Here is a 24,812-nt window from a genome sequence, read left to right on the forward strand (position 1 = left end):
CGCAGCCGGTCCTACTCGGCGTCCCGCGCCTCGATCAGGCCGAGGTCGCGGACGCAGAAGCGGTGGTGCTCGAAGGTCTCGTTGAGCACCGTGCGGAGGCACTGCCGCACCGAGCGGCCTCGGGCGTACGGCGGCCAGACGTCGTCGTCGGGCACCGGCGCCCGCGCCGCGAGCCGCGCAGCGGTGACCTCGTCGAGCCAGGCCTCGAGTTCGGCGGTCTGTGCGGCACGCACGCTCGCGATCTCGTCGAGGGACGGATCGAGCGAGAGGTCGAGGCCGTGCGCTTCGCGGTAGGGCTCGACGGTCGGCCCGATGCCCATCGGCGTGAACAGCTCCGTCGAGCCCAGGCAGCAACGGCGGAACCACGAGTCGTGGACGAAGACCAGGTGGCGCAACGTCTGCACCGCCGACCACTCGTCGTTCACGCTGCGGCGCTCGATGCCGGGCGTGCGGCGGATCCGCTCGATCGTGGCGGCCCAGCCGGCATGGAGCCGACGCGATGCCTCGCGCAGATCGGCGGGGTCGTCGGAGCGGATCAGCACCCGCACCGGATGACGCCGGTCGAGCTCCGCCTCGACGTACTCGGTGACCTCGACACCGTTCACCACGAGGTTGGTGACCAGCCCGTCGATCACGGCGTCCTGCATGACGACGCCGATCAGGCGTGCCCCGGTCAGATCGCACTCGCGGAACTCCGCACCGTGCAGATCCTCGTCGACGTACCGCGTCATGCACCGGACTTTAGCCTCGAACACCGACAAGTCGGCCCGACCGTTCGAAGATCCGTCCTGGTTGGCCTCAGGCGCCGCAGGGAGCGGTGACCTCCCACGACCTCAGGGCTGTCACTAGCTGTAGCGACGCGCTCACCAGCAGAGATGTGACCATGAACACTCGGCTGTGACGTTCTCGTGTTCATTTCGTAATGTGGCGCCCCGTGTGAGCATGCCCTGTCCCCAACGCAAGGTGTTCCCGAATGCCGGGCCGACATAGAACGCAACCTGAGACACCCAACCGGAAGCTCCCGATCGCAGTCGCCGCCACCCTCACGGTGGGCCTCGTAGCGACCTTCTGGGTGGTCCGCACTTCCGACCAGCAGGTCGATCCGACCGGAGCGGCCGCCCAGCTGGCCGCCGCCTCGACCTCCTCCAGCCAAGACACGCCGACCAGCACCACGCCGCCGTCCTCGCAGCCCCCGGCGACCACCACGGCGCCCCCGGTGACCACGACCACCACGCTGCCTCCGGCGCCCCCACCGCCCCCGCCGCCGCCCCCACCGCCGCCGCCCTGTCCGACCACCCTGGACGGCGTCAAGCCGCACGTGGCGCAGGTGGGCCACCACATCGCGGGCAAGTTCGGTGTCGAGGACATCGGCGGCGCCGCCGGCCGAGGAGGCTCCGGCGACCACCCCACGGGCCTGGCGCTCGACTTCATGGTCGACACCGCCACCGGCAACGCCCTGGCCGACTACGTGCTGGCCAACCGCAAGGCGTTCGGCGTGACCTACGTGATCTGGCGCCAGCGCTACAACGACGGCAGCGGCTACACGCCGATGGAGGACCGTGGCAGCCCCACGGCCAACCACATGGACCACGTGCACGTGTCGTTCCAGGCGAGCGCGACCGTCAAGGTCACCTGCTGATCTTTGGAGCGGCACGCAGACCCGCTCCAACAAAGGCCGGTCGACACTCGCACCTGATAGGTGCCTTCGAGTGTCGACCGGCCTTTGTTGATGCGGCTCAGCCGCTGACCGAGGCCGAGAAGTTGTCGACCGCGAGGCCGACACCGCCGTTCCAGGGCTCGAATCCGGCCTGGATGCTGGTCAGGTACCAGGAGTTCGTGATCGCACCGCGGTTGCGCACGTCGTTGATGAAGTCGAGCACGCTGAACGACCACGAGTTGATCGGTGACGGCGCGACGTAGGAGATGACGTTGTTGGAACCGTTGCTGCCGCGCCACACCTGCCAGCTGCGCCCGCCGACGTTCGCCGTGCCGACCGCGCTGCCGATGGGCTGGATCGAGCCCTGGCGGTTGAACCAGATCATGATCTCCATCTGGTTCACGCCGTTGGTCTTCGGTGTGGGGTCGAGCCAGATGTCGTACGAGGCGTTGTAGGTGCCGCCGGCGTACCGGTAGTTGATCGACGACGTGGCACTGCGGATCCGGCTGACCTGCATCGGCAGGGTGGAGCCGGGGGAGCAGTTGGTGTAGTGGCAACCGAGGAACGCCGACGGGTACGACACCGGCGCCCCGTTGGTCGGGGACGAACCCTGCTGGCTGGTGATCTGGAAGCCCGATGACGTGACGTTGATGCACTGCTGCGCCGAGGTGCCCCACCGGTTGTTCTGGACCACGTAGCGGCCCTGGATGGTGGTCGACCCGTACTGGTCGCAGATGGTCACGTCGGCGTGAGCCGGACTCGCCGTCGCGACGAACGTGCTCGCGGCCAGCAGGCCGGCGGCGGCGACGGCACGGATGGTCCTTCGCATGATGACTCCTGGGACAGGGATATGGGAGCGCTCCCAATGTACCGAGGTGTCAATCATCCGGCTGATTGTCGAATGAGAGTTTAACCGTGCTGATAAAAGAGAAATAGCTGGTCACTCGGCCTCTTGGGCAGTAATTCCGTCTATTTTTTCTCACGCGAACCGTCGAACACCGCGTCGAATCGCGTCGGCATCGATCAGGTCATGTCCAGCCGGTGGTGGAACCCGGTCGCCGTGCTCGTCGCCGGAGTCGGGCTCGCGTCGGCAGGGCTAGGAGTTCTGTCCCGAGCGGGACACGATGACGCTGCTCGACTTTGACACCGACGTGCGGTGGGCACGTTCGACGGACTGCCCCCAGTAGGTTCCGGCGATCATCAAGGCAGCGCCGAGCGTTGTCCACACGGTGAGTCGCTCGCCGCCGAGGCTGATCCCGATGGCGACCGCCCAGATCGGTTCGGTGCCCAGCAGCAGGCTGGCCCGGCTGGCGGAGGTGCCCTGCACGGCCCACGTCTGGGCCAGGAACGCGAACACGCTGCAGAACAAGGCCAGGTAGAGCAGCTGGTACCAGGTCGTGGCGCTGCTGTGGGCGAGCTCGGGCAGGTGGGGGATCGCGAGCGGCAGGAACAGCGCGGTGCCGACGACGGTCTGGATGGTCGTGAGGTGCAACGGGTCGACGGGGCGTCCCACGGTGAGCCGGCCGACGAGTGCGACGTGGCCGGCTCGTATGACGGCGGCCGCGAGCATCAGTGCGTCGCCGAGACGGGGTGCGTGCAGTCCGGTGCTCGAGGTGAGCAGCCCGACGGCCAGGACGCACAGACCCGCTGCGACGAAGAACGTCGGAGGCAGGCGGCGGCCCCCACGACGGTCGAGCAGGGGAGTGAGCACGATGGTCAGGCTGATGATCAGGCCGGCATTGGCGGCGCTGGTGTGCGCGACCCCGTAGGTCTCCACCGCCAGAACGACTGCCTGGGTGATTCCGAGGACGGATCCGCTGCGGACCTCGTCACGCGTCCAGCGTCGCGGCCGTCGTCGAAGCCCGATCAACGCGCCGCACGCGAGAGCGGAGAGAGCGTACCGGGCGAACAGCACCGCCAGCACCGGCAGCACGGCGGTGGCCGTCTTGGCCGACAGGTAGCTGGAGCCCCAGACGAGTGCGACCAGAAGCAGGACGAGATCGGCGCGGCGGGTGACGAACATGTGATCACGCTGCATCACCAGGTCGTTGAAGAAAATGACCAAACTCTTCAACGAACATGTAGCGGCCCTACACTGTCGCGGTGGACGAGAGGCAGTTGCGGATCCTGCGGGAGCTGGGTGAACTGGGGAGTGTCACCGCAGTCGCGGAGGCGCTCCGCGTGACGCCGTCCGCGATCTCGCAGCAGCTGCGACTGCTCCAGCGTTCGATTCCCGTGCCGCTGACCGAACGCACCGGCCGGCGAGTGTCGTTGACGGACGCCGGGCAGGCCTTGGCAGCGGCAGCCATCGGGGTCGAGAGCGCACTGGCCTGGGCGCGCCGCGCCGTCACCGACTTCGTGGAACAACCGGACGGCGAAGTAGCGGTGGCCGCCTTCCACAGCGCGGCCTCGGTGTTCTGGCCAATGCTGCTGCGGAGTCTCACCGGCCCAGGCGGCCCGCGCGTGGCTTTTGGCGATGAAGACGTCACCCAGCAACGCTTCCCGGCTTTGACCCGTGACTACGACCTCGTGCTCGCGCATCGTCTCGATCATGCGCCGCCGTGGCCGCGGACCGTGGTCGCCACCACGCTGTTGCACGAACCTCTCGACGTCGCCCTGCCCACGGGGCACCCACTGGCCTGCAAGCCGCAACTCTCGCCGGAGGACGTCGCCGACGAGCCGTGGATCACCGTCCGCGAGGGCTTTCCCCTCATGGCGATCATCGAGGCCATCGCCAGTGTCGCCCACCGTCGCCTCCACATCGCCCATCGCATCAACGACTTCACGGTGAGCGCCGAGGTGGTGGCCGCCGGCGGCGGAATCGGACTGATGCCGCGGTGGACCGGCCGCCCACATCCCGGCGTGGTGCTCAGACCGCTGAGCGGTGTGCAGGCCAGCCGTCACATCGATGTGCTGCACCGGCCCGAACGCATAGCGCGGAAGGCCGTTCAAACGGTCTTCGTCGAGTTGCGCCGTGCCGCTGCGGTGATCCAGGGCCAAGGGCGTGTCCCGTAAGTCCGTTCGATGAGAGTCACGGCCCTCGGCCGCGACTATCGCGGACGAGACTTACGGGACACGCCCTAGGCAGGCGCGTTCCGGTCGAACGTGACGAGCCGCGCGCTCATCTGGCCAGCACGAAGTCGACGTCCTTGTCGCCGCGCCCGGACAGGTTGACCAGGATGCGTTCGGTGCGCGGCCTCGTCGCCGCCAGCCGGATCGCGAATGCGAGGGCGTGCGCGCTCTCGAGAGCCGGGACGATCCCCTCCGACCGCGCGACGCGGAGATAGGTGGCGACCGCCTCGTCGTCGGAAACCGTGTCGACGGACAACCGGCCGGACTTGCCCAGCATGGCCATCTCGGGGCCGACGCCGGGGTAGGCGAGGCCTGAGGCGATCGACAGCACCGCGGCCGGTCCGCCGTCGTCGTCCTGCAACACGACGGACGAGGCCCCGTGCAAGGTTCCCGGACGTCCGAACGTCAGTGTGGCCGCGTGCTGACCGGGGTGAGCACTCCTGCCGAGGGGTTCGACCGCGTGCAGGGTGACCTCGGGATCGTCCAGGAAACCGGAGTACAACCCGAGAGCGTTCGAGCCACCGGCGACGCAGGCGACGACGTGGTCGGGCAACGTTCCGCCGGTGATCGAGAGGAACTGCGCGCGGGCCTCCAGACCGACCACCGACTGGAAGTCCCGGACGATCATCGGGAACGGATGCGGTCCGATGGCCGAACCGATCGCGTAGAGAGCATGGGCGTGCTGCTCGGTGTAAGCGTGCAACGCCGAGTCGCTGGCCTCCTTCAGCGTCGACTGGCCGGAAGCCACCGGAACGACTCGCGCACCCAGGAGGCGCATGAGGCTCACGTTCGCGTTCACCTTGTCGGCGTCGATCGCGCCTATGTGGACTTCGCAGTCGAGCCCGAACCGGGCGGCCGCGCTGGCGAGTGCGACGCCGTGCTGGCCCGCGCCCGTTTCGGCGATCAGCTTCCGCTTGCCCATCTTCCTGGCCAGGAGAGCGAATCCCACGCAATGGTTGATCTTGTGCGCGCCGGTGTGGTTGAGGTCCTCGCGCTTGACGTAGATGGCGGCGCCACCCAGCTGGTCCGAGATGTTCTCCAGGTGGTGCACCGGCGTGGGCCGGCCCTGCAGACCGGTGCGGACCTCGTCGAGCTCCCGCAAGAAGTCCGGCGACGACCGCAGTTCCCGGTACGCGCCGGCGAGCTCCTCGAGTGCCGGCCCCATGTGCGCAGGCCAGTGGTTGCCGCCGAACTCTCCGTAGTAGCCGTGGGCATCGGGATAACGGCTGGCGTGCTTGCTTCCGCTGTGCGGCATCGTGACCACCTTTCAGGCAGACCGACGCTAGGCCGCGGACGACCCCGAAATCTTGAACAGGATGTGCACGCTGTCGAGGAGGCCGCTCAGCGCGACCTGTCGCGGTACACGCCACGTGACAGCGCGCCCGGCGGCACGCCGAACACCTTCTTGAACTCGCGGGTGAGGTGTGGCTGATCGGCGAAGTTCACCATCTGCGCGACATCGTTCAGCCCGAATCCCGCGCAGATGAGTTCCCGTGCCCTGGCAACGCGGACCTGGCGGACGTAGGTCTGCGGGGGGACACCGATCGTCTTCTTGAAGGAGCGGACGAGGTGGCTCGGGTTGACGCCGATCTCGCGCGCGAGGTCGTCCGTCCGGGTCGAGCGCAGGCCGTCCTGCCGGACGAGCCGGCACACCGTTCGCGCGATCGACATCGAGGTCGGCGCGGGAGACTCGACCGAGAAAGTGCATTCCTGCAACACTTTCCGGAGGGATTCCTCGATCGACGCGTTGTCGATGACCGGTGCTGAGAGCGCATCGACCAGCTCGCAGGTTGTTCGGCTTCCTGTCAGCACCTCGGTGCGGATGGTGCGGATCTCGTCCGGCCGGAGCGTGGCGGTACAGCTGTCGAGGAACGCCTCCGACGGGTAGAGGACGTCGTATTGCGCGTGACCGCCTGCGCTCCTGCCCGCATGCACCTCGTAGGGGTTGAAGAAGAACACATCGCCGGCGTGGACGGTCCTGCTCCAGCGGCTGGACCAGATGTGCGCGGTTCCGCTCGTGACGGCCACGACCGAGTACGTGCCGTGCAGGTGCGGGTCGAAGTCCACCGCCGTCCCCCGCGCGCGGAGAAGATCCGCGTGCGGGAGCGCGAACGTCATCGAGCCGACTCGTGTCACGGCGAGGAGTCTTCCGCGCGACCGGCCCGGACTCGGCCTTCGGGCTTCGGCATCTTCCAATGTTGACGGCACTGCGCGGTTTCGCGCAACGCAGCAGGGCCACCACCGGGAACCCGGTTCAACCCCGATCGTGTGCACATGTCCCGGCCAGTGCGCGCCGGAAACCCTCAGACCATCGGACGCCGACGGTGCCGACGCAGGCATGTGGCGTGAAGGCATGCGCCGGTCATCAGCACCAGCACCCCCACGAAGACGAACATGAACAGGCCGGTGAGTGCACCGATGATCACGCACACCGCTCCGAGGACGTCGACGGCGAGCCGTGTCCATCGGCCGTTCGCCGTCCGCGGTTCGGCGCCGTGTGCGGACAACGCCGCAGCCAGCTCGGGGTCGTTGACCGTCAGCCAGCGTTCGATCCGCCGCAGTTCCCTGAGTTCGCGGGCGGCGTCCACGGCTCAGTGCTCCGTTTCGCGGTCGGTCGGGGCGAGCACCTTCTCCGTGGTCTGGTCGATACCCGCCGGTCCCGGCTTGGTGATGGAGACGTGGGATTCCGCGCGCATGCGTTCGACCATGTGCGGGTAGTGCAGCTCGAACGCGGGGCGTTCGGAGCGGATCCTCGGCAGTTCGTGGAAGTTGTGCCGGGGCGGGGGAGAGGTGGTCGCCCACTCGAGCGAGTTGCCGAAGCCCCACGGGTCGTCATGCCGGGCCGGTTCGCCGAACCGGTAGCTGCGGAAGACGTTGTAGACGAACGGCAGGACGGATGCGCCGAGCACGAACGACCCGATGGTCGAGATGGTGTTGAGGTTGGTGAACTGGTCGCTGGGGAGGTAGTCGGCGTAGCGGCGGGGCATGCCCTGGTTGCCGAGCCAGTGGTGGACCAGGAAGGTGGCGTGGAAGCCGAGGAACGTGGTCCAGAAGTGCAGCTTGCCGATCGGTTCGCTCATCATCCGGCCGGTCATCTTGGGGAACCAGAAGTAGATGCCGGCGTAGGTGGCGAACACGATGGTGCCGAACAGCACGTAGTGGAAGTGCGCGACGACGAAGTAGGTGTCGGTGACGTGAAAGTCGATCGGCGGTGAGGCGAGCAGGATGCCGGAGAGACCGCCGAACAGGAACGTGACGATGAACCCGAGGCTGAACAGCATCGGCGTCTCGAAGGTGAGCTGTCCCTTCCACATCGTGCCGATCCAGTTGAAGAACTTGATGCCGGTGGGCACCGCGATGATGAACGTGGTGAGGGAGAAGAACAGCAGCAGCACCGCGCCGGTGGCGAACATGTGGTGGGCCCACACGACCACGGAGTACAACGCGATGGCGATGGTGGCGTAGACCAGTCCCTTGTAGCCGAACAGCGGTTTGCGGCTGAACACCGGGAAGATCTCGCTGACGATGCCGAAGAACGGCAGGGCGACGATGTAGACCTCGGGGTGGCCGAAGAACCAGAACAGGTGCTGCCACAGGATCACGCCGCCGTTGGCGGGGTCGAACACGTGGGCGCCGAAGTGCCGGTCGGCGAGCAAGCCGAAGAGTGCGGCGGTGAGGATCGGGAAGGCCACCAGCACCAGGATCGACGTGACCAGGATGTTCCAGGTGAAGATCGGCATGCGGAAGGCGGTCATGCCGGGTGCGCGCAGGCACACGATCGTGGTGATCATGTTGACGGCGCCGAGGATCGTGCCAAGGCCACCGACGATCAGCCCGGAGATCCACAAGTCGCCGCCGATGCCCGGCGAGTGGACCGCGCTCGACAGCGGCGTGTAGGCGGTCCAGCCGAAGTCCGCCGCGCCTGCCGGTGTGAGGAACGAGCTCACGACGATCAGCCCGCCGAAAAGGAACAGCCAGTACGAGAAAGCGTTCAGCCGGGGAAAGGCGACGTCGGGCGAACCGATCTGCAAGGGCACGATGAAGTTCGCGAACCCGAACACGATCGGGGTGGCGTAGAGCAGCAGCATCACCGTGCCGTGCATGGTGAACAGCTGGTTGTACTGCTCGTTCGACAGGAACTGCAGCCCCGGCCGCGCCAGCTCACCGCGCATCAGCAGCGCCATCACGCCGCCGATCATGAAGAAGCCGAACGACGTGATCATGTACATGATCCCGATCAGCTTGTGATCGGTGGTGTTCAACAGCTTCAGCAACGTGGAGCCCTTCCGGCCCCGTGGCGCCGCGCCGGCGAGCGGCACGACCGGTGCCGGCTTCAACGTGGTCATGATTCCCCTTCGACGCCGAGTGGTGAGTCCGCCGTGCACCGCGTTGACTACCCTGCGAAAGCGGGGCGACACATGCGAGAACGAGTCCATCCGGGCGACTTGCCGGTGCACTGGGCCTGGGACCTCATGCCGCGGTCTCGGGCTGACAATCCTGGCCTGTCGTGCGGTTCAGGACAGCCGTCGGTCTGGCGCAGCGCCGGTGTGACGGCGCGGACCGAGGTGACGAGCAGCGCGCGCACGAGAGCCGCCAGCAGAACGGTCTCGTCGACCGTGGTGGGGACATCGGACACCCGGACCTCGACGGTGGGCAGATGTCGCGAGCGTGCGTCGAGTGCCGAGGTTCTCGGCGTCCGGCCAGGCCCAGGTCCCCGCCGTGCGGCCAGTGCATCGGCGACCGCTCCGGTGATGAACGCGTAGACGGCCTGGTGCAGCACGTCGACCAGCAGCTCCTTGCGGGGCCAGGTCTGCGGCGGTGCACCGGCTCCGGTGGCGTTCTCCAGGATCTGGTCGTTGCTCAACCGCACCACGGTGAACATCGCCGAGGCGACCGGCCCCCGCATTCCCGCGTTCGCCATCAGCGACCGCACCACACCGGCCAGCGCGCCCTGACCGAAGTGCATGGCGAGGTTCACCGGCCTCGGCTGATCAGCCGGTCGCTCCGGCATCCCGGTCAGCCGCGCCAGCACGCGGCCGGGCACGTGGGAGTCCGGGCGCCCCGTCAACCGCTGCTCGATCTTCTCGCCCACCGTCATCACGGCCGTTCCGGCCACACCCGCGACCAAGCCCTGCCACAACGCGCGTTTCACCATGGCCCGCGATCACCCGGACGAACGTCCACCAACCACGGCTCGGTCGCGGGCGGTTCAGCTCGCCGTGCGGGCGTACCGATCGAGGGACAGGGCCTGCTCCACGTTCGGGTGCAGTTCCAGGACCTGGTCGAGTCCTGTCATCTCGATCGAGCGCAACACCGCACGATGCGCCGCGACGATGCGCAGAGGGATCTTCTCGGCGGCGGCCCGCCGCTGGTGGATCAGGAGCTGGTTGAGCCCGGCCGATCCGAAGAACCTGACCTCGGTCAGGTCGACCACTACCGGGAAGGACGGCGTCGCCATCGCGATGGCGGTCCGCAGTTCGGTGCGCAGGAGGGAAACGGTTTCCTGGTCCACTTCCCCGGCGGCGCGTACGACGATTGCGAGCCCGTGCACTTCTCGCTGCACGTGGAGCGGCTGAATGGAGATCTTCGACATGGCAGCCAGCGCCTCCTCACCTCGTGCACGCACGAGGGCTTTGCGTCCGACTGCCGTGGCAAGCTCGGCGGAGGTGTCGGGCCGTGAGCCGGACGAAGGAAGCAGCTACGGGCTGAACCGCTTGCCTGCCGAGTTTAGCCGCACTTCAGGTAGTCGCAAGCCGGGATCGTTCCAGAGCAGTCATCGAACGGGGCAGGAGACGTGGACCCCGATTGAGGTCGGTTCCGCGCGGGTAGGAACCAGGCATGGCCAAATCCCGCTGCCGCGCCGAGGGCGCCGAGGTGACGCTGCGCTCCAAGACAATGATCCTCGACTTCACGGGTGACTGCGACGGTGAGGGGCTCACCGGGCTCCGGCTGGCCGCCGAACTGCCGGACGCCGGCGGCCCCGAGGACGGTGGCACCGTCGTGCTGAACCAGGACGGCGCCACCGTGACCCAGCCGGACGGCGAGGTGCGGCTCACCGCACGGGAGCCGGTGCGGTGGGACTCGGAGGCGGTCGACGTGGACTTCGTGCTGCCGGACAACCCGGAGGCGACGGTGCTCGCGGTCCGCGGCCTCACCGTCCGGCTGGAACCCGCGACCGACTGACCCAGGCCGCACGCGCGCGTAGATGAACCAGTACCGCGTCGGCCACGAAGCCGCCGACGCGGGATCGGCATCCGCGCCGGCGGGTGTTCATCGGAGTGGTCCTGAGGAGTGGCAGTGATCAGTGCCTGCGGCCGGACCGGCGCAGCGCGAGGCCGAGGCCGATCATGCCGACGCCGAGCAGCAGGTGCAGCCAGTTGTCGGCGTTGTTGAGCGGGACGAAGTTGGCTGAGCTGTCGTGGTCGATGACCAGGCCGTACAGCCACAGCAGGAGGTAGACCGCGCCGCCGCCGACGAGGTACCGGTACGCGCCGTTGACCGTGCGGGCCATCAGGAACCCGGCGACGCCGAAGGCGAGGTGCACGAGGTTGTGCAGGATGGACACCGCGAACACGCCGAGCAGCAACGCCTGCGACTCGTGGCCGGCGAAGGTCATGGTGTCGTAGTTCGTGGTGAGGCCGGGGATGAACCCGGCGATGCCGACCAGTGCGAATACGGCGGCGACGGCGAGAGCCGCTTTCTGCGCCGGCGTGCGGGTGGTCATCTCGGTTCTGGACATGCCGACTCCCGATGAGAGGTGGGGAACCGCTTCGGTCGTGGCCCGGCTACCCCTGCTTCGGCAGGGCAAACTGCGGCCAACGAGCGGGCGTGCCCTGGTAGCCGTGCGGCTTGAGCTGCTCCGGCCACTACCCGAGTCCGACGTGGCCGGTCAGTCCCAACAGGACGATCGGAACGACGTTTCGCGGCGGCGGGCACGGGAATTCGGCTCATACCCGCTCGTGACGACGATCGGCAGCATCCGCCGGTGAAGCAGGCGCCGGAACCACCTCGGTGTTCGCGCCACGAGCAAGGCGGTGAGACGTGGAACAAGCACGCTCGACTGACGTGTGGAGTCCGACTGTCGGTGTGGAGGAGGAGTTCCTCCTGGTCGACCCGGTGACCGGGGTGCCGGTGAACCGGTCGGACGAGGTGGTCTCCGTCGCGCGGGAGTCGTGCGGGCTCGAGCTGGACTACGAGCTGACCAGGGCGCAGGTGGAGACCAAGACCCCGATCTGCCGCGACGCCGGGCAGGTTCGGCGTGAACTGCTCGCTACGCGCGCCGCGGTCGCCAAGGCCGCGCGCACGGTCGGGTGCCGTGCCCTCGCGGTCGGTGCGCCGCCGCTGGGTGACGCGACCGGAGTCATCACGGACAGCCTGCGGTACCGGCGGCTGGCCCGTGAGTTCGGAGCGCTGGCCGCGCAACAGCTGATCTGCGGATGTCATGTGCACGTCGCCGTGCCGGACCGGGAGACCGCGGTCCAGGTCTGCAACCACGTGCGGCTGTGGCTGCCCGTGCTCGGCGCGGTCACGGCGAACTCGCCGTTCTCGCGGGGCGTGGACACCGGCTTCGCGAGCTGGCGTTCGATGGTGTGGTCGCGATGGCCGGTGTCGGGCCCGCCGCCTTACTTCACCTCGTGGAAGCACTACGAGTCCGTGTGCGACACGGTGATCGAGGCAGGCACCGCACTGGACCGGGCGATGATCTACTGGGACGTCCGGCCCTCGCATCACCTGCCGACCGTCGAGGTGCGTGTCGCGGACGTCGCCGCGAGTGCCGACGACGCGGCGCTGCTGGCGGCGCTGGTGCGTGCCTTGGTCGCCACGGCGGTGATGGACGTCGAACGCGGTGTGCGGGCCGTGCCCGTCCCCGCCGAGATGCTGCGGCAGGCGTGCTGGCGTGCCGCGAGGGACGGTGTGAGGGGACGCGTCTGGGACGTGCTCTCCGACCGGGCGCTGCCGGTGCGGCAGTTGCTGGACGAGCTGGTGCGCCGGCTGATGCCGGTGCTCGACGCCAACGGCGATCTCCCTCTGGTGGAGGGCGGACTGGAGCTCCTGGACAGCGGCGGAAGCGGCGCGGACCGTCAGCGCCGCGCGTACGACGGCGGCGAGGTGGAGCCGCTGCTCGGTCTGCTCGACGCCGACGCGCCGCATCGTCCACCGCACGACGGCGTCACCGTGGTGCGGATGGCAGGCGAGGTGGACATCTCCAACAGCGACGTGCTCGAGCGGCGTTGCCTGGAGGCGTTGGGCGCGGGCGCCCACGAGGTCGTGGTCGACCTGTCCGAGGTCACGTTCTTCGGCTCCTCCGGCATCACGGCACTCGCCCGGATCCGCGAGCTCGGCGTCGAGTGGGCCGTGCCGATCAGCCTGGTGGCCAGCGGAACCGTCGAGCACATGCTGCGCGCCACCGCCATGGGCACGCTCCTGCCCCTCCGAGCGCGCCCCGAGGTCCCCTTTCCGGCAGCCGGGTGATCGCCGGCGGCGGGCGTTCAGCCGATGCCGTGCTGCTGCAGCCACATCTCCAGCACGCCGAGATGCCACAGCGCGTTCCCGCCGGTCTTGGTGGCCTGGCCGTTCGGGTCGGCGAGCAGGGCGTCGACGTGACCGGGGCGCAGCAGGCCGCGGCGGCGGGCAGCGGGGGAGCAGAGGGCCGAGCGGAGCAGGTCGAGGACCTCGCCGTCGAGTCGGGTCAGCGCGGGCACCGGGAAGTAGCCTTTCGGCCGGTCGACCACGTCGACGGGCAGCACGTCGCGTCCGATGTCCTTGAGGATCCCCTTGCCTCCCTGGCCGGACTTCAGCTCGGGAGGGCAGGCCGCGACCAGCTCCACCAGGTCCTGGTCGAGGAACGGCACGCGCGCTTCGACGCCCCACGCCATCGCCGTGTTGTCCACCCGCTTGACCGGGTCGTCGGGCATCAGGAGGTGGGTGTCGGTGCGCAGCACCGCGTCCAGCGCCGTCTCCGCGCCGGGAGCGCCCAGGTGACGGGCGATCAGTTCGCCGCTGACGTCGTGGTCCGGCAGCCGGCCGGCTTCCACGAGCTGGGAGAGCTCGTCGTGGGTCAGGTCGTGGAACGCCTCGCGGAACACCTCGGTCGCCCGGTGCCGTGGCGCGCCGGCCGTCGGCTGGTGGTAGCGGTACCCGGCGAACACCTCGTCGGCGCCCTGGCCGCACTGCACGACCTTGACGTGCCGGGACACCTCGCGGCACACGAGGTGGAACGCGGTGACGTCGTGGCTGCCCATCGGCTCGCTCATCGATCCGACGGCGGCCTCGACCGCCGAGGCGATCTGCTCGTCGCCGATGTGCAGCCGGTGGTGGTCCGTGCCGAACTTCTGCGCCACGGCGTCGGAGTAGACGAACTCGTCGCCGTCCACGCCGTCGCGGCCGGTGAAGCCGATGCTGAACGTGCTGGGCCGCTGCCCCTCCTCGGCCAGCAGGGCGACCAGCAGGCTGGAGTCCAGCCCGCCGGAGAGCAGCACGCCCACCTCGACGTCCGACACGGTGCGACGCCGGACGGCGACGCGCAACGCCTGCTGCACGGCGTCCTGCCAGTCCTGCGCGGTCCACCCCGAGTGCTCGGACCGCCGCGTGTACGACGGCTGCCAGTAGACGTGGTCGCGCGGTGCCCGGCCCGGTTCGAGGACGCGGACGGTGGCGGGCGGCAGCTTGCGCACGCCGCGCAGGATCGTCCGCGGCGCCGGGACGATCGAATGCCAGGTCAGGTAGTGGTGCAGGCCGACCGGGTCGAGCTCGGTGTCGACGCCGCCACCGGCCAGCAGCGCGGGCAGCGTGGAGGCGAACCGGGTCCGCCCGCGCACCTCGGCCACGTAGAGGGGTTTGATGCCCAGCCGGTCCCTGACCAGCAGCACGCGGTCACGCCGCCGGTCGACCAGGGCGATCGCGAACATGCCGACGAGGTGCTCGACGAACCGCTCACCCCAGCGGTCGTAGGCCTTCAGGACCACCTCGGTGTCGCTTGTGGACGTGAAGCGGTACCGGTCGGACAGTTCCGCGCGCAGTTCCTGGTAGTTGTAGATGCAGCCGTTGAACGCCACCGCGAGTCCGAGCTCGTCGTCCACCATGGGCTGCGTGCCGGTGTCGGACAGGTCGATGATCGACAGTCTTCGGTGCCCGAGCGCGACCCGTCCTTCCGACCAGTGGCCGACGCCGTCCGGGCCCCGCGACCACATGGACCGCGTCATGCGCTCCACCGCGCCGAGGTCCGGAGCGTCCGCCTGGTCCGTCACCACCTCACCGGCGATCCCGCACATGGCGTCCTCCTCGGGAACGTTCGGGCTGACAGGTGGCAGCCGAATACCCCGAGTGCGAACGATCAAGCGTGACGAGCACAACAGCGGTGTGAGCTAAAGCACGTTTGCGTCTGCCTCATGCGGCTTGACGTGGCAGCTCTCAAACCTCGAAATGGCTTCATGCAGCTCCTGTCCGCCGGCGAACCGGCGACCGACGCCGGTGCGGATCTGGATCTGGATTCGGCGACGATCCCCCTGCTCGCCCGCCGGATGGCGGACGGCACCCTCAGCTCGGTCGAGCTGACCCGCGCCTACCTGCGCCGCACCGCCGCTGTGGACGGACTGGTGCGGTCGGTGCTCGCCGTCGACCCGACAGCGCTGCGGCAGGCGGAGGAGAGCGACCTGCGGCGGGCGTGCGGACAGTCGCGCGGGGTGATGGACGGCATTCCCGTGCTGCTCAAGGACAACATCGACACCGCCGGCCTGGCGACCACGGCCGGGTCCCGGGCGCTGCACGTGCCGCCGCGCCAGGACGCCGCGCTCGTCGCACACCTCCGTGCGGCCGGGGCCGTCGTGCTGGGCAAGACGGCCATGTCGGAGTGGGGCAACTTCCGCTCGCCGTGGGCGGTGTCCGGCTGGTCGGCGGTCGGCGGGCAGACCGCCAACCCGCACGTGCTGGACCGCAACCCGAGCGGCTCGTCGTCCGGCTCGGCCGTGGCGGTGGCGGCGTCACTGGCCCAGGTCGCCGTCGGCACCGAGACCAACGGCTCGATCGTGTCCCCGGCGGGCCACGCGGGCGTCGTCGGGTTGAAACCCACCCTCGGCACGGTCAGCGGGTCCGGGATCGTGCCGATCTCGGCCAGGCAGGACACGGCGGGTCCGCTGGCGCGGCACGTCGTCGACGCCGCGATCCTGATGTCGGTCCTGCGAGGTCGCGAGGTGCACCACCTGCTCAGGCCCGCCACGCTGATGGGTGCGCGCGTGGGCGTGTGGCGCCAGACGGGCTTCGGCGCCGAGACGGACCAGGTCGTGGAGTCCGCGGTGGACCTCCTGCGGCGTCACGGCGCCGTGGTGGTCGACGTCGAACTGTCCGGCCTGGACCGCATCGGCGCCACCGGGCGGTCCGCGTTGCTCACCGAGTTCAAGCACGACCTGGAGCAGTACCTCCGCACCCGGCCCGGCGTGCCGCAGACCTTGCGCGAGCTGATCGAGTTCAACGAGGCCGACCCGATCGAGCTGAGCGCGTTCGGGCAGGAGCTGTTCCACGACGCCGAGAAGGCGCCACCGATCACCGACTCGCGCTACCTCGAGCAGCGGCGGACGGCGACGGACCTGGCGCGCCGGTCGATCGACGACGTGCTCGCCGCGCACGGCCTGGACGTGATCATGGCGCCCACCAACGGTCCCGCGTGTGCCGTGGACGCCGGTGACGCGCCTGGACCGAGCACCGCCACGCCCGCCGCGGTCGCGGGGTACCCGAACGTCACCGTCCCGGCCGGGTTCGCCGGGCCGCTGCCGATCGGGGTGTCGTTCATCGGCGGACACGGGGAGGACGTGGCGGTCCTGCGGTTCGCGGCGGCTTTCGAACGCGCAGCCTCGGCACGACGGGCACCCGGCTACCTGCCGACCATGCCGTGACCGGTCACCGGACGCGGTGTTGCGCCTGCTGACTGCCGCGTGCGCGCCGGACGCGTCGGTCAGGAAATGCCGCGGAAGAAGGCGCGGATGTCGTCCGCGAGCAGCTTCGGCTCCTCCATCGCGGGGAAATGACCACCCTCGGTGAACTCGCTCCAGTGACCGATCGCCTTCCACGGGTCCATCGCGCGGCGCACGAGCGGGAGGGTGTCGAACACGGCCCATCCGGACGGCACGCCGGACGCCATGACCAGGTCGAGTCCGGAGTGCTCGGACTCGTAGTAGAACTGCGCGCTCGACGCGCCGCTGCGCGTGAACCAGTACAGGCTGATGTTCGTGAGGAGCTGGTCGCGGTCGACCGACTCGTCCGGTGTCCGGCGGTCGCCGCTGGTCCTGGTCTTGAACTTCTCGGCGATCCACGCGAGCTGACCGACCGGCGAGTCGGTGAGCGCCGCGCCGATCGTGTCGGGACGGTGGTCCTGCATCAGGAGGTACCCGTGATCGGCCGCGTCCGCGGTGCGCACCGCCTCGATCTGGGCGATCTCGTCCTCGGACAGGCCGTCGGGGAAGGGGAACTTGTCGCCGAGCAACCCGAGCAACCGGGGGTCGACGCCGATGTGCGTGCCGATGACGCGCTCCGGGTGGATCGCCGCGAGACGGCCGGTGGTGCCCGCGCCGATGTCGGTGCCGTGGGCCGCGAACCTCTCGTAGCCGAGACGCGTCATGATCTCGGCGTAGGCCTCCGTCGTCCGCGCCAGCTCCCAGCCGGTCCCGGACAGCGGGGTGGAGAACCCGAATCCGGGCAGGGCCGGGACGACCACGTGGAACTCGTCGGTCAGCAGCGGGACGAGCCGCTGGTACTCGACGAACGATCCCGGCCAGCCGTGGTTCAGGATCAGCGGGGTGGCCTCCGGGTTCGCCGATCGAGCGTGGACGACGTGGAACGTCTGGCCGTCGACGATCGTCGTGAACTGTTCTTGCTCGTTGAGCTTCTGCTCCTGCGCACGCCAGTCGAATCCGTCGCGCCAGTACTCGGCGAGCTCCTCCAGGTACAGCTGCGGGATGCCGCGGCTGAAGTCGGTGCGGTCGTCGCGGCCCGGCACGGGGATCGGCCAGCGCGTGTGTGCCAGCCGGTCGCGCAGGTCGTCGAGGTCCGCCTGCGGGATGTCGACGCGGAACGGCGTGAGTGCGTTGTTCTCGTTCATGACCTGGACGTTTTCAGCAATTGCGGCAGGCTTGCTTCCGCAATTGCTGGAATGATCGAGAACATGCTGGAGACCTCGGCCCGCCTGCTCGAACTGCTGTCGTTGCTCCAGCTCAAGCGCGACTGGACGAGCACCGAGCTCGCTGACCGGCTCGACGTGAGCACGAGGACCGTGCGCGCCGACATCGGCAAGCTGCGGTCGCTCGGCTATCCCGTCGACGCGCGGCCCGGCGTGGCGGGCGGGTACCGGCTGGCCGCCGGGACGGCGATGCCCCCGCTGCTGCTCGACGACGACGAGGCCGTCGCCGTCGCCGTCGGACTGGGCGCGGTCGCGACCCAGAGGCTCGGGGTCGAGGAGACCTCGCTGACCGCGCTCGCGAAGCTGGAGCAGGTGCTGCCCTCGCGTCTGCGCCGGCGCGTGGAGGCCGTGCGCGAGGCGATGAGCGTTGTTCCAGGAGCCGGGCCGCGGCTCGATCCCTCGGTTCTCGGCGCGGTCGCCGCCGCGATTCGGAGCCACGAACGGCTCCGGTTCGGTTACACGAAGCCCGGGGGCGACGAAGAGGCGCGCCACGCGGAGCCGCAGGGGCTGGTGAGCTGGGGAGCGCTCTGGTACCTGCTCGCCTGGGATCTCGACCGGGACGACTGGCGGGTCTTCCGAGTCGACCGCATGGTTCCGCGCGCACCGACGGGTGCGCGGTTCCTGCCGCGCGTGATCCCGCAGGACGGTGTCGTCGAGTACGTCGTCGCACGCGTCAGCAAGGGTGCCTGGAAGTACCGAGCACAGGTACTCCTCCACGCTCCCGCGGCCACGGTCGCCGCGAAGATCCACATCCCGGTGGACATCGAGGTGGTCGATGAATCCACGTGCCGGGTCGCGGTGGGGTCCGACGACCCGGACCGGCTCGCGCTGTGGATGGCACAGCTCGACGTCGATATCGAGGTGATCGGCGGAGACGAGCTCGCGGTGGCGTTCGACCGCCTCGAGACGAGGTTCCGCCGGGCGGCGGGTGGCGCATTCACCGCATCAGCGCGCCACTCTGATCGCGCGGTCGATTCCCAGCCACACCGCGCACCCCACCACGATGCACACGACCCACACGATCGGTGACGGCACCTGTGGTTGCAGGTGCGGGAACACGGCGTAGTGCGTGAGGTAGATGGCGAGTGACGCGCTGGCCAGCAGGCTCACCGGGGTGAGCAGCTTGCGCGGCACCGGCACGCGGGCCAGCGACAGCAGCAGGACCACGCCGGCGATCACGACGATCTCGCGCGAGAGGTCCTCCATCCGGCCGGGAACCATCAGGACCAGCACCACCACGACGAAGCACTTCTGCCACAACGCGGGGGAGCGTTGGGCGAGCCAGCCGAGGGCGACGAACCAGGCCGCGCCGAGCGTGGTCATGTTGCGAGCGAAGAAGTCGCCGTCGACGGTGAACCTCAGCGCCATGGTCAGGCCGAGCACCAGGAACGCGAGTGCGTAGCCGTGCCGCTGTTCCCAACGCCGGACCGCCGGTAAGGCGAAGACCAAAGCGCACAGGAGAAGAACGTGCACGACGACCTCGACGAACCAGTACCCGGCCGCGCCGACGCGGGTGAAGTTGTTGACCAGCAAGACGTTGTCGATGGTCACGTCATCGGTGACGGCCATCCGGTAGACGAGCCAGAGCGAGGCCGGGACCGCGATGAACGCCGCCGCCCGCAGGATCCGCAGTGGATCGGCGGGCAGCAGGAAGCGGGCGAGGTTCCAGCCCGCGACCACGAGCAGCAGGTGCGCGCCCCCGAGCAGCTTGAAGAAACCGACGTGCGAGCCCACGACGAGCAGGATCGCCAACGCCCGCAGCACGATCGTGGTGTCGATCAGCGGGACGCGGCGGTGCCTGGTGCGGAGTTCTTCCAGCGACGACACCGGCATCGTCGGCCAGGAGGACGGCAGGTCGCCCAGCAACCGTTGCAGCTGAACGGTCATCTGGACGTAGCGCAGCGAGTCGCCGCCCAGCGAGGTGAAGGTCGCGTCGGACGGCGCCGACCGCACACCGAGAACCGAGCTGAACACCTCACGCACCGAGTTCGAGTCGCCACCGGACGGCGCCGCGACGGCCCGGTAGTCGACTTTGCCGTTGGACAGCAACGGAAGTGACGTCACGGCGTAGGTGCGAACGGCGGTCACGGGCAGGCCGGTCAGGGCGCGGACCAACCTCGCCGCTCGGTCCGCGTCGCCGAGCACCGCGACGACCAGGCCGCTGTCGTCACCGGTGCAGGCCACGCGGAGGCCGTCGGCGGCGAGCGAGCGTTCGACCTGGTCCAGATCGACGCGCAGCCCGAACGGCTTCACGAACCGGTTCTTGCGGCCGGTCACCGAGAACAGGCCGTGGGATTCCACTCCCAGATCACCGGTCCGCAGTTCGAAGATCGTGCGTCCCAGCGCCAGGTCGCCGGGCGCGTGGGCGTACCCGAGCATGACGTTGGGGCCGCTGTAGACGAGCTCGCCGTCGTCGATGCGCAGCTTTCCGCCGGGGACCGCGACACCGATCGCGGACGGGTGCGAGGCGGTGAGTTCAGGCGGAAGGTAGGCCATGCGCGCGGTGGCCTCGGTCTGGCCGTACATCACGAAGAACCGCCAGCCGCGCGCGGCGCCCAGTTCGGCGTACCGGACCACGTCCGCAGGGGCCAGCCGGCCGCCGGCCTGCGTCACGTAGCGCAGACTCGGAAGATTCATGGACTCGAAGCCGATGCCGTCCAGCAGCCCGAACGTGTGCGGCACCCCGTGCAGGCTCGTCACGCCGTGGGAACGCACGAGATCCCAGAACTCCGGCTCGATCACCGATCGTCCGGTGAGCACCAGCCCTGCGCCGCGCGCGAGGTTGCTGTTCACGACCGACAGGCCGTAGCAGTAGTGCAGCGGCAAGGAGGTGACGGCGCGGTCCGTGTCCCGGATGCCGAGGTACGAGCCGATCGCGGCGGCGTTCGCGGCGAGGTTGTCCGCGCTCAGCCGCACCAGCTTCGGTGACCCGGTCGTGCCGGACGTCGACAGCAGCAGCGCCAGCTCGGGGTGCAGCGCGTGCACGGTGCCCTCGTGCCGTTCCGTCCACGAGCCCGAGATCACCACGTCCGGGTCGTAGGCGGAGGTCAGGGCGGGAATCTGCGCGGTGGACGCGAGAACGACCGGGTGCCTGCCGCGCAACGCGGCCAGGTAGGCCACGACCGAGTCGACGTCGTTCTCCGCGGCGAGCAGCACCAACCGCCGCGTCGTGCCGAGCCTCTCCGCCGCCGCGGTCACCCGCTGGTCCAGCTCGTGATAGGTCAGCGAGCCGCCGGGTGTCACCAGGGCGAGCCGGTCACCGTGCTCCGCGAGACGATCAGCGAACCCGAGGTCCGCCGTGGCCGTCACGGCGTGCCCTCGAAGAACAGGGCGGTCCCGTCGACCGACACGGAGACCGCGTCTCCGGCCCGCACCGAGATCCGGCCCTGCACGCGTGCCCGCACCCGCGTGCCGTCGGCGAGCCGCAGCAGCACCGTCGCGTCGTGCCCGTGGAACAGCACGTCGTCCACAGTGGACGGAACGCCGGTGCTGCCGAGGATCAGCTGCTCGGGCCGCAGCAACACCGTGCCGGGACCGTCGCCGGACGTCGGCAAGGTTCCGAGCGGTGTCTCCACCAGGCCGGAGCGGGCGACGCCGGCGAACGTCACCGCCTCACCGACGAACAACGCCACCCCGAGATCGGCGGGCGAGGTGTAGATCGTCTGCGGCCGGGCGAACTGGGCCACGACGCCGTCTCGCAGCACCACCACGTGGTCCGCGACACCCAGTGCTTCTTCCTGGTCGTGCGTCACGAGCAACGCCGTGGCACCGGCCGCCTTCAACGTCGCGCGAACGTCGGCCCTCAGTTCGTCGCGCAGACCGGCGTCCAACGCCGAGAACGGCTCGTCGAGCAGCACGACCCCGGGACGGGGCGCCAAAGCGCGGGCCAGCGCCACCCGCTGCGCCTGGCCGCCGGAGAGCTGTGCGGGCATCCGCGAACCGAACCCGCCCAGGCCCACCAGGTCGAGCAGCTCCTCGACCCGGTCACCGCGCTCACCCCGGCCGAGCCCGAACCCGACGTTCCCCGCCACGCTCAGGTGCGGGAACAACGCGCCCTCCTGCGGCACGATCCCGATCCCGCGCCGCTCCGGCGGCACGTCGGAGGTCAGCTGCCGCTCGCCCAGCCACACCTCGCCGGAGGTGATCGGGTGGAATCCGGCGAGGACGCGCAGCAGCGTCGTCTTGCCGCACCCGGAAGGCCCGAGCACGGCGAGCAACCCGCCTTCCGGCACTTCGAAGTCGACCTCGCGCAGCACGGGTTCTGCGCCGTAGCCTGCGACCAGTCGCTTCACCGTCAAGCCGCTCATCGCTCACCTGCCGAATCGTCTTGGCGCAGGAACCGGTCCAGCACCACCGCGGGAATCGCCGCCACCACGAGCAGCACCGCCGCGTAGGGCGCCGCCGCGGCATAAGCGGCGACCTCGGTGCGGGTCCACAGCTGGGTCGCCAGGGTGTCGACCCCGGTCGGCCGCAGCAGCAACGTCGCCGGCAACTCCTTGGCGCACGTCAGGAACACCAGCGCGGTGCCGGCCAGGACGCCCGGCGCGGACAGCGGCACGGTGACCCGGATCGTCGTCCGCCAACGCCCGTGGCCGAGCGATCGCGAGACGTCCTCCAGCACCGGCGGTGCGTGCGCCACGCCGGTGCGCACAGCTCCCACGGCCAAAGGCAGGAACAGCACCGCGTACGCGAACGCGAGCATGGGGATGGTCTGGTACAGCGCCGGCGCGAACCTGATCCCGAAGAACACCAGCGCCAGCCCGACGGTGATGCCCGGCAGAGCGTGCCCCGCGAAGCTGGCGAGCTCGACCCCTCTGGCGAGCCGTCCCTGGTGCCGCGCCGCCAGAACCCCCACCGGCAGGGCCAGCAGCAGCGTCAGCACCGCCCCGAACGCCGACACCGCGACGGTGTTCCCGGTGGTCGCCAGCAGGTCGGAGACCTCGAACGTCGAGGTGCCCGCCGCCAGCCACCACACGAGGCTGACGACCGGCACCCCGAGCGTCAGCACGAGCAACACCACTGTCCCGGCCAGCGCGGGCACCCGAGCCCGCCCCAGCGGCACGATCAGCGGCTGACGACGCCCGCGGAGCGCGACGACCCCGCGCGCCCGGCGTTCGCCGATGGTCAGCGCGACCGCCAGCACCACCAGGACCAGCCCGAGGATCGCGGCCGGCGTGCGGTCGAACGAGGCCCGGTAGCTCGTGTAGATGCCGAGGGTGAACGCCTCGTACCGCATCAGCGACACCGCGCCGAAGTCGCTCAGCACGTACAGCGCCACCAGCAGCCCGCCGGCGAGCGCCGCGGGCCGGATCTGCCGCAGCGTCACGGAGAGGAACACCTGCCGGCTGGTCCTGCCGAGCGACCGCGCGACCTCCTCCACCGCCGGATCGGCCGTGCGCAACGCGGCGGCGACCGGCAGCAGCACGTACGGGTACGACACCAGCGTCAGCACCACGAACGCGCCCGCGAACCCGGTGAGCCGCGGCGCCACGGAGATCCAGGTGAACCCGGCGACGTACGACGGCACCGCGAGCGGCAGCACGAGCAGCACCCCGAAAGCCCGCCGCCCGAACAGGTCAGAGCGCGTCACGAGCCACGCGCTGAGCACGCCCAGCACGATGCACGCGGCCGTCACCGCCACCGCGAGCGAGAGACTGCGCAGCGCCAGTTCCGCCGTCCGGGTCCGGGCCAGCACGTCCCACACGACACCTCCGCCGCGTTCGAACGAACGCACGGCCAGGTACGCCAGCGGCAGCACGGCCACCGCGGCGACGAGGAGCGAAAGCGTGGTGAGAGCGGGGGCGGCCCGGTGGCCGGGCCTCAGGACAACCCCGCTTCCTGCAACAGCTTCACCGTCTCCTGCAACGACGACAGCTTGGAGAGGTCGATGTCGGGCGCCTGCAGGTCCGTGATCGGCGGCAACTGGTGCTTGCCCGGCTTCACGCCCGGATTCGCCGGGTACTCGGCGGTGACGTCGGCGAAGTGCCGCTGCGCCTGCTCGGACAGCAGGAACCGCACGGCCTTCTGCGCGGCCTCGCTCTGGTTGGAGCCCTGGATGATCCCGACACCGGCCACGTTGACGAGCGCGAGCGGATCACCCCCGCCGGCCCGGTGCAGCCTGGCCTTGACGTTCGCCTCGCCGCCCTTCTCCGCGACCATGGCGTACCAGTAGTAGTGGTTGATCAGTCCAAAGGGGAGCTGACCGTCGTCGACCGCCTTGAGGATGCTGTTGTTGTTGTCAAAGCGCTTCGGCTCGTTGGCGGCGAACTTCTTCAGCCAGTCCCTGGCGAAGTCCTCGCCCTTGAGCACCCGCACCGACGTCACGAACGCCTGCCAGGACCCGTTGGCGGGCGCGTAGCCGATCTTGCCCTTCCACTTCGGGTCGACGACCTCCTCGACCGACCTGGGCAGCTCGTCCTCGCTGACGACGCGGGGGTCGAAAGCGACCACGCGGGCTCGCGCGCTCGTCGCCACCCACCGCTTGTCACGCGCCTGGTAGGTCTCCGGCACCATGCCGAGCACGTCCGCGGGCAGCTCGGCCAGCCTGCCCTGCGCCCCGACCGCGCCCAGCGCGCCGGCGTCCTGCGAGAAGAACAGGTCCGCCTCGGTGCCCTGGCCTTCTTCCAGCAGCTGCGCGGCCATTTCTCCGCTGCCGCCGTAGCGGACCTCGACATCGATTCCGACGGCGTCCTCGAGCTGGTCCAGGAGGGCCCCGACCAATTGTTCGTTGCGGCCGGAGTAAATGATCAGGTCGTCCGCTGAACTGCAAGCAGTCAACGTCGACGCCAGCAGTGCTGCCACCAGCGTCACGGTGCGTGCACGACGCCTCACCAGCGGTCCTCCTTGGCTAACCCCCAGGTCAGAACGGGTGCCGACAAGGTAAAGCTAACCTAAGGCACATTCAATACGTGGATG

At 69.5% G+C, this 24,812-nt stretch carries 21 protein-coding genes and 1 pseudogene; 6 read left to right on the forward strand and 16 right to left on the reverse strand.

The window, feature by feature from the left end; translation table 11 throughout:
* Window positions 1–11: 11 nt before the first annotated feature.
* Window positions 12–731, reverse strand: coding sequence for a DinB family protein (locus AB0M48_RS25265; protein ID WP_363846374.1), 720 nt, complete (start codon window positions 729–731; stop codon window positions 12–14).
* Window positions 732–1,072: 341 nt separating this feature from the next.
* Here AB0M48_RS25265 and AB0M48_RS25270 point away from each other — a divergent pair, with 341 nt between their 5' ends.
* A complete protein-coding gene (locus AB0M48_RS25270) occupies window positions 1,073–1,639 on the forward strand; it encodes a hypothetical protein (RefSeq protein WP_363846376.1) in 567 nt (188 codons plus the stop codon).
* Window positions 1,640–1,736: 97 nt separating this feature from the next.
* Here AB0M48_RS25270 and AB0M48_RS25275 read toward each other — a convergent pair whose 3' ends face one another.
* Together AB0M48_RS25275 and AB0M48_RS25280 are read right to left on the reverse strand one after the other, a co-directional pair.
* Complete coding sequence (locus AB0M48_RS25275; protein WP_363846378.1) at window positions 1,737–2,486, reverse strand: glycoside hydrolase; 750 nt, start codon at window positions 2,484–2,486, stop codon at window positions 1,737–1,739.
* Between the two features lie 267 nt (window positions 2,487–2,753).
* Window positions 2,754–3,680 (reverse strand): DMT family transporter, encoded by a 927-nt coding sequence (locus AB0M48_RS25280; RefSeq protein WP_363846380.1) that lies wholly within the window; start codon window positions 3,678–3,680, stop codon window positions 2,754–2,756.
* 80 nt (window positions 3,681–3,760) lie between these two features.
* Between AB0M48_RS25280 and AB0M48_RS25285 the strand changes: the two genes are divergently transcribed.
* Window positions 3,761–4,672, forward strand: coding sequence for a LysR family transcriptional regulator (locus AB0M48_RS25285; protein WP_363846382.1), 912 nt, complete (start codon window positions 3,761–3,763; stop codon window positions 4,670–4,672).
* 106 nt (window positions 4,673–4,778) lie between these two features.
* Here the strand turns inward: AB0M48_RS25285 and trpB are convergent, their stop codons facing one another.
* The 6 genes and pseudogenes from trpB to AB0M48_RS25315 all read right to left on the reverse strand — a co-directional run bounded on the left by trpB (window position 4,779) and on the right by AB0M48_RS25315 (window position 10,322).
* A complete protein-coding gene (trpB, locus tag AB0M48_RS25290; protein WP_363846384.1) occupies window positions 4,779–5,984 on the reverse strand; it encodes a tryptophan synthase subunit beta in 1,206 nt (401 codons plus the stop codon).
* 86 nt (window positions 5,985–6,070) lie between these two features.
* The gene (locus AB0M48_RS25295) at window positions 6,071–6,865 is read right to left on the reverse strand and encodes an AraC family transcriptional regulator (protein WP_363846386.1); all 795 of its coding nucleotides are present in this window, start codon (window positions 6,863–6,865) and stop codon (window positions 6,071–6,073) included.
* Window positions 6,866–7,032: 167 nt separating this feature from the next.
* A complete protein-coding gene (locus tag AB0M48_RS25300; protein ID WP_363846388.1) occupies window positions 7,033–7,317 on the reverse strand; it encodes a DUF3040 domain-containing protein in 285 nt (94 codons plus the stop codon).
* A 3-nt stretch (window positions 7,318–7,320) separates the two neighbouring features.
* Window positions 7,321–9,075, reverse strand: coding sequence for a cytochrome c oxidase subunit I (ctaD, locus tag AB0M48_RS25305; protein ID WP_363846390.1), 1,755 nt, complete (start codon window positions 9,073–9,075; stop codon window positions 7,321–7,323).
* A gap of 350 nt (window positions 9,076–9,425) precedes the next feature.
* Window positions 9,426–9,884 (reverse strand): annotated as a pseudogene (locus tag AB0M48_RS25310) (hypothetical protein); the annotation flags it as partial.
* 54 nt (window positions 9,885–9,938) lie between these two features.
* The gene (locus AB0M48_RS25315; RefSeq protein ID WP_363846392.1) at window positions 9,939–10,322 is read right to left on the reverse strand and encodes an STAS domain-containing protein; all 384 of its coding nucleotides are present in this window, start codon (window positions 10,320–10,322) and stop codon (window positions 9,939–9,941) included.
* Between the two features lie 245 nt (window positions 10,323–10,567).
* On the opposite strand from AB0M48_RS25315, the gene AB0M48_RS25320 reads away from it, so the two are divergent.
* Window positions 10,568–10,912: a hypothetical protein gene (locus tag AB0M48_RS25320; protein WP_363846394.1), complete on the forward strand. Its 345-nt coding sequence runs from the start codon at window positions 10,568–10,570 to the stop codon at window positions 10,910–10,912.
* Between the two features lie 118 nt (window positions 10,913–11,030).
* Here the strand turns inward: AB0M48_RS25320 and AB0M48_RS25325 are convergent, their stop codons facing one another.
* Window positions 11,031–11,468, reverse strand: a complete 438-nt coding sequence (locus AB0M48_RS25325; protein ID WP_363846396.1) for a DUF4383 domain-containing protein — start codon at window positions 11,466–11,468, stop codon at window positions 11,031–11,033.
* 326 nt (window positions 11,469–11,794) lie between these two features.
* Between AB0M48_RS25325 and AB0M48_RS25330 the strand changes: the two genes are divergently transcribed.
* The gene (locus AB0M48_RS25330) at window positions 11,795–13,201 is read left to right on the forward strand and encodes a glutamate--cysteine ligase (protein ID WP_363846398.1); all 1,407 of its coding nucleotides are present in this window, start codon (window positions 11,795–11,797) and stop codon (window positions 13,199–13,201) included.
* Window positions 13,202–13,218: 17 nt separating this feature from the next.
* On the opposite strand, the gene AB0M48_RS25335 is transcribed toward AB0M48_RS25330, so the two are convergent.
* On the reverse strand, window positions 13,219–15,000 hold the full coding sequence (locus tag AB0M48_RS25335; RefSeq protein ID WP_363846400.1) for an N-acetylglutaminylglutamine amidotransferase: 1,782 nt from the start codon (window positions 14,998–15,000) through the stop codon (window positions 13,219–13,221).
* Between the two features lie 159 nt (window positions 15,001–15,159).
* Here AB0M48_RS25335 and AB0M48_RS25340 point away from each other — a divergent pair, with 159 nt between their 5' ends.
* A complete protein-coding gene (locus AB0M48_RS25340; RefSeq protein ID WP_363846402.1) occupies window positions 15,160–16,617 on the forward strand; it encodes an amidase family protein in 1,458 nt (485 codons plus the stop codon).
* Window positions 16,618–16,676: 59 nt separating this feature from the next.
* Here AB0M48_RS25340 and AB0M48_RS25345 read toward each other — a convergent pair whose 3' ends face one another.
* A complete protein-coding gene (locus tag AB0M48_RS25345) occupies window positions 16,677–17,819 on the reverse strand; it encodes an epoxide hydrolase family protein (RefSeq protein ID WP_363846404.1) in 1,143 nt (380 codons plus the stop codon).
* Window positions 17,820–17,870: 51 nt separating this feature from the next.
* Here AB0M48_RS25345 and AB0M48_RS25350 point away from each other — a divergent pair, with 51 nt between their 5' ends.
* Window positions 17,871–18,926: a WYL domain-containing protein gene (locus AB0M48_RS25350; protein WP_363846406.1), complete on the forward strand. Its 1,056-nt coding sequence runs from the start codon at window positions 17,871–17,873 to the stop codon at window positions 18,924–18,926.
* On the opposite strand, the gene AB0M48_RS25355 is transcribed toward AB0M48_RS25350, so the two are convergent.
* Genes AB0M48_RS25355 through AB0M48_RS25370 form a run of 4 tightly spaced genes read right to left on the reverse strand, consistent with a single transcriptional unit; the run spans window position 18,843 to window position 24,728 of the window.
* The gene (locus AB0M48_RS25355; RefSeq protein WP_363846408.1) at window positions 18,843–21,206 is read right to left on the reverse strand and encodes an AMP-binding protein; all 2,364 of its coding nucleotides are present in this window, start codon (window positions 21,204–21,206) and stop codon (window positions 18,843–18,845) included. The two genes, AB0M48_RS25350 and AB0M48_RS25355, sit on opposite strands and share 84 nt — an antisense overlap.
* The gene (locus AB0M48_RS25360; RefSeq protein WP_363846410.1) at window positions 21,203–22,204 is read right to left on the reverse strand and encodes an ABC transporter ATP-binding protein; all 1,002 of its coding nucleotides are present in this window, start codon (window positions 22,202–22,204) and stop codon (window positions 21,203–21,205) included. Before AB0M48_RS25360 ends, AB0M48_RS25355 begins: the two co-directional genes overlap by 4 nt.
* Window positions 22,201–23,661 (reverse strand): iron ABC transporter permease, encoded by a 1,461-nt coding sequence (locus tag AB0M48_RS25365; RefSeq protein ID WP_363846412.1) that lies wholly within the window; start codon window positions 23,659–23,661, stop codon window positions 22,201–22,203. The genes AB0M48_RS25360 and AB0M48_RS25365 overlap by 4 nt, the downstream gene beginning before the upstream one ends.
* A 56-nt stretch (window positions 23,662–23,717) precedes the next feature.
* Window positions 23,718–24,728 carry an iron ABC transporter substrate-binding protein gene (locus tag AB0M48_RS25370; protein WP_363846414.1) on the reverse strand — a complete coding sequence of 337 codons (1,011 nt, stop codon included), beginning with the start codon at window positions 24,726–24,728 and terminating at the stop codon, window positions 23,718–23,720.
* Window positions 24,729–24,812 lie beyond the last annotated feature (84 nt).

The organism is Lentzea sp. NPDC051208 (genome assembly GCF_040682435.1).
Lineage (GTDB): Bacteria > Actinomycetota > Actinomycetes > Mycobacteriales > Pseudonocardiaceae > Lentzea > Lentzea kristufekii.

Coding starts and splice junctions, on each gene's coding strand:
- AB0M48_RS25325 (WP_363846396.1), bottom strand. CDS start 11,468: ATGTCCAGAACCGAGATGACCACCCGCACGCCGGCGCAGAAAGCGGCT.
- AB0M48_RS25360 (WP_363846410.1), bottom strand. CDS start 22,204: ATGAGCGGCTTGACGGTGAAGCGACTGGTCGCAGGCTACGGCGCAGAA.
- AB0M48_RS25350 (WP_363846406.1), top strand. CDS start 17,871: ATGATCGAGAACATGCTGGAGACCTCGGCCCGCCTGCTCGAACTGCTG.
- AB0M48_RS25315 (WP_363846392.1), bottom strand. CDS start 10,322: ATGTCGAAGATCTCCATTCAGCCGCTCCACGTGCAGCGAGAAGTGCAC.
- AB0M48_RS25275 (WP_363846378.1), bottom strand. CDS start 2,486: ATGCGAAGGACCATCCGTGCCGTCGCCGCCGCCGGCCTGCTGGCCGCG.
- ctaD (WP_363846390.1), bottom strand. CDS start 9,075: ATGACCACGTTGAAGCCGGCACCGGTCGTGCCGCTCGCCGGCGCGGCG.
- AB0M48_RS25265 (WP_363846374.1), bottom strand. CDS start 731: ATGACGCGGTACGTCGACGAGGATCTGCACGGTGCGGAGTTCCGCGAG.
- AB0M48_RS25340 (WP_363846402.1), top strand. CDS start 15,160: ATGCAGCTCCTGTCCGCCGGCGAACCGGCGACCGACGCCGGTGCGGAT.
- AB0M48_RS25335 (WP_363846400.1), bottom strand. CDS start 15,000: ATGTGCGGGATCGCCGGTGAGGTGGTGACGGACCAGGCGGACGCTCCG.
- trpB (WP_363846384.1), bottom strand. CDS start 5,984: ATGCCGCACAGCGGAAGCAAGCACGCCAGCCGTTATCCCGATGCCCAC.
- AB0M48_RS25280 (WP_363846380.1), bottom strand. CDS start 3,680: ATGTTCGTCACCCGCCGCGCCGATCTCGTCCTGCTTCTGGTCGCACTC.
- AB0M48_RS25345 (WP_363846404.1), bottom strand. CDS start 17,819: ATGAACGAGAACAACGCACTCACGCCGTTCCGCGTCGACATCCCGCAG.
- AB0M48_RS25320 (WP_363846394.1), top strand. CDS start 10,568: ATGGCCAAATCCCGCTGCCGCGCCGAGGGCGCCGAGGTGACGCTGCGC.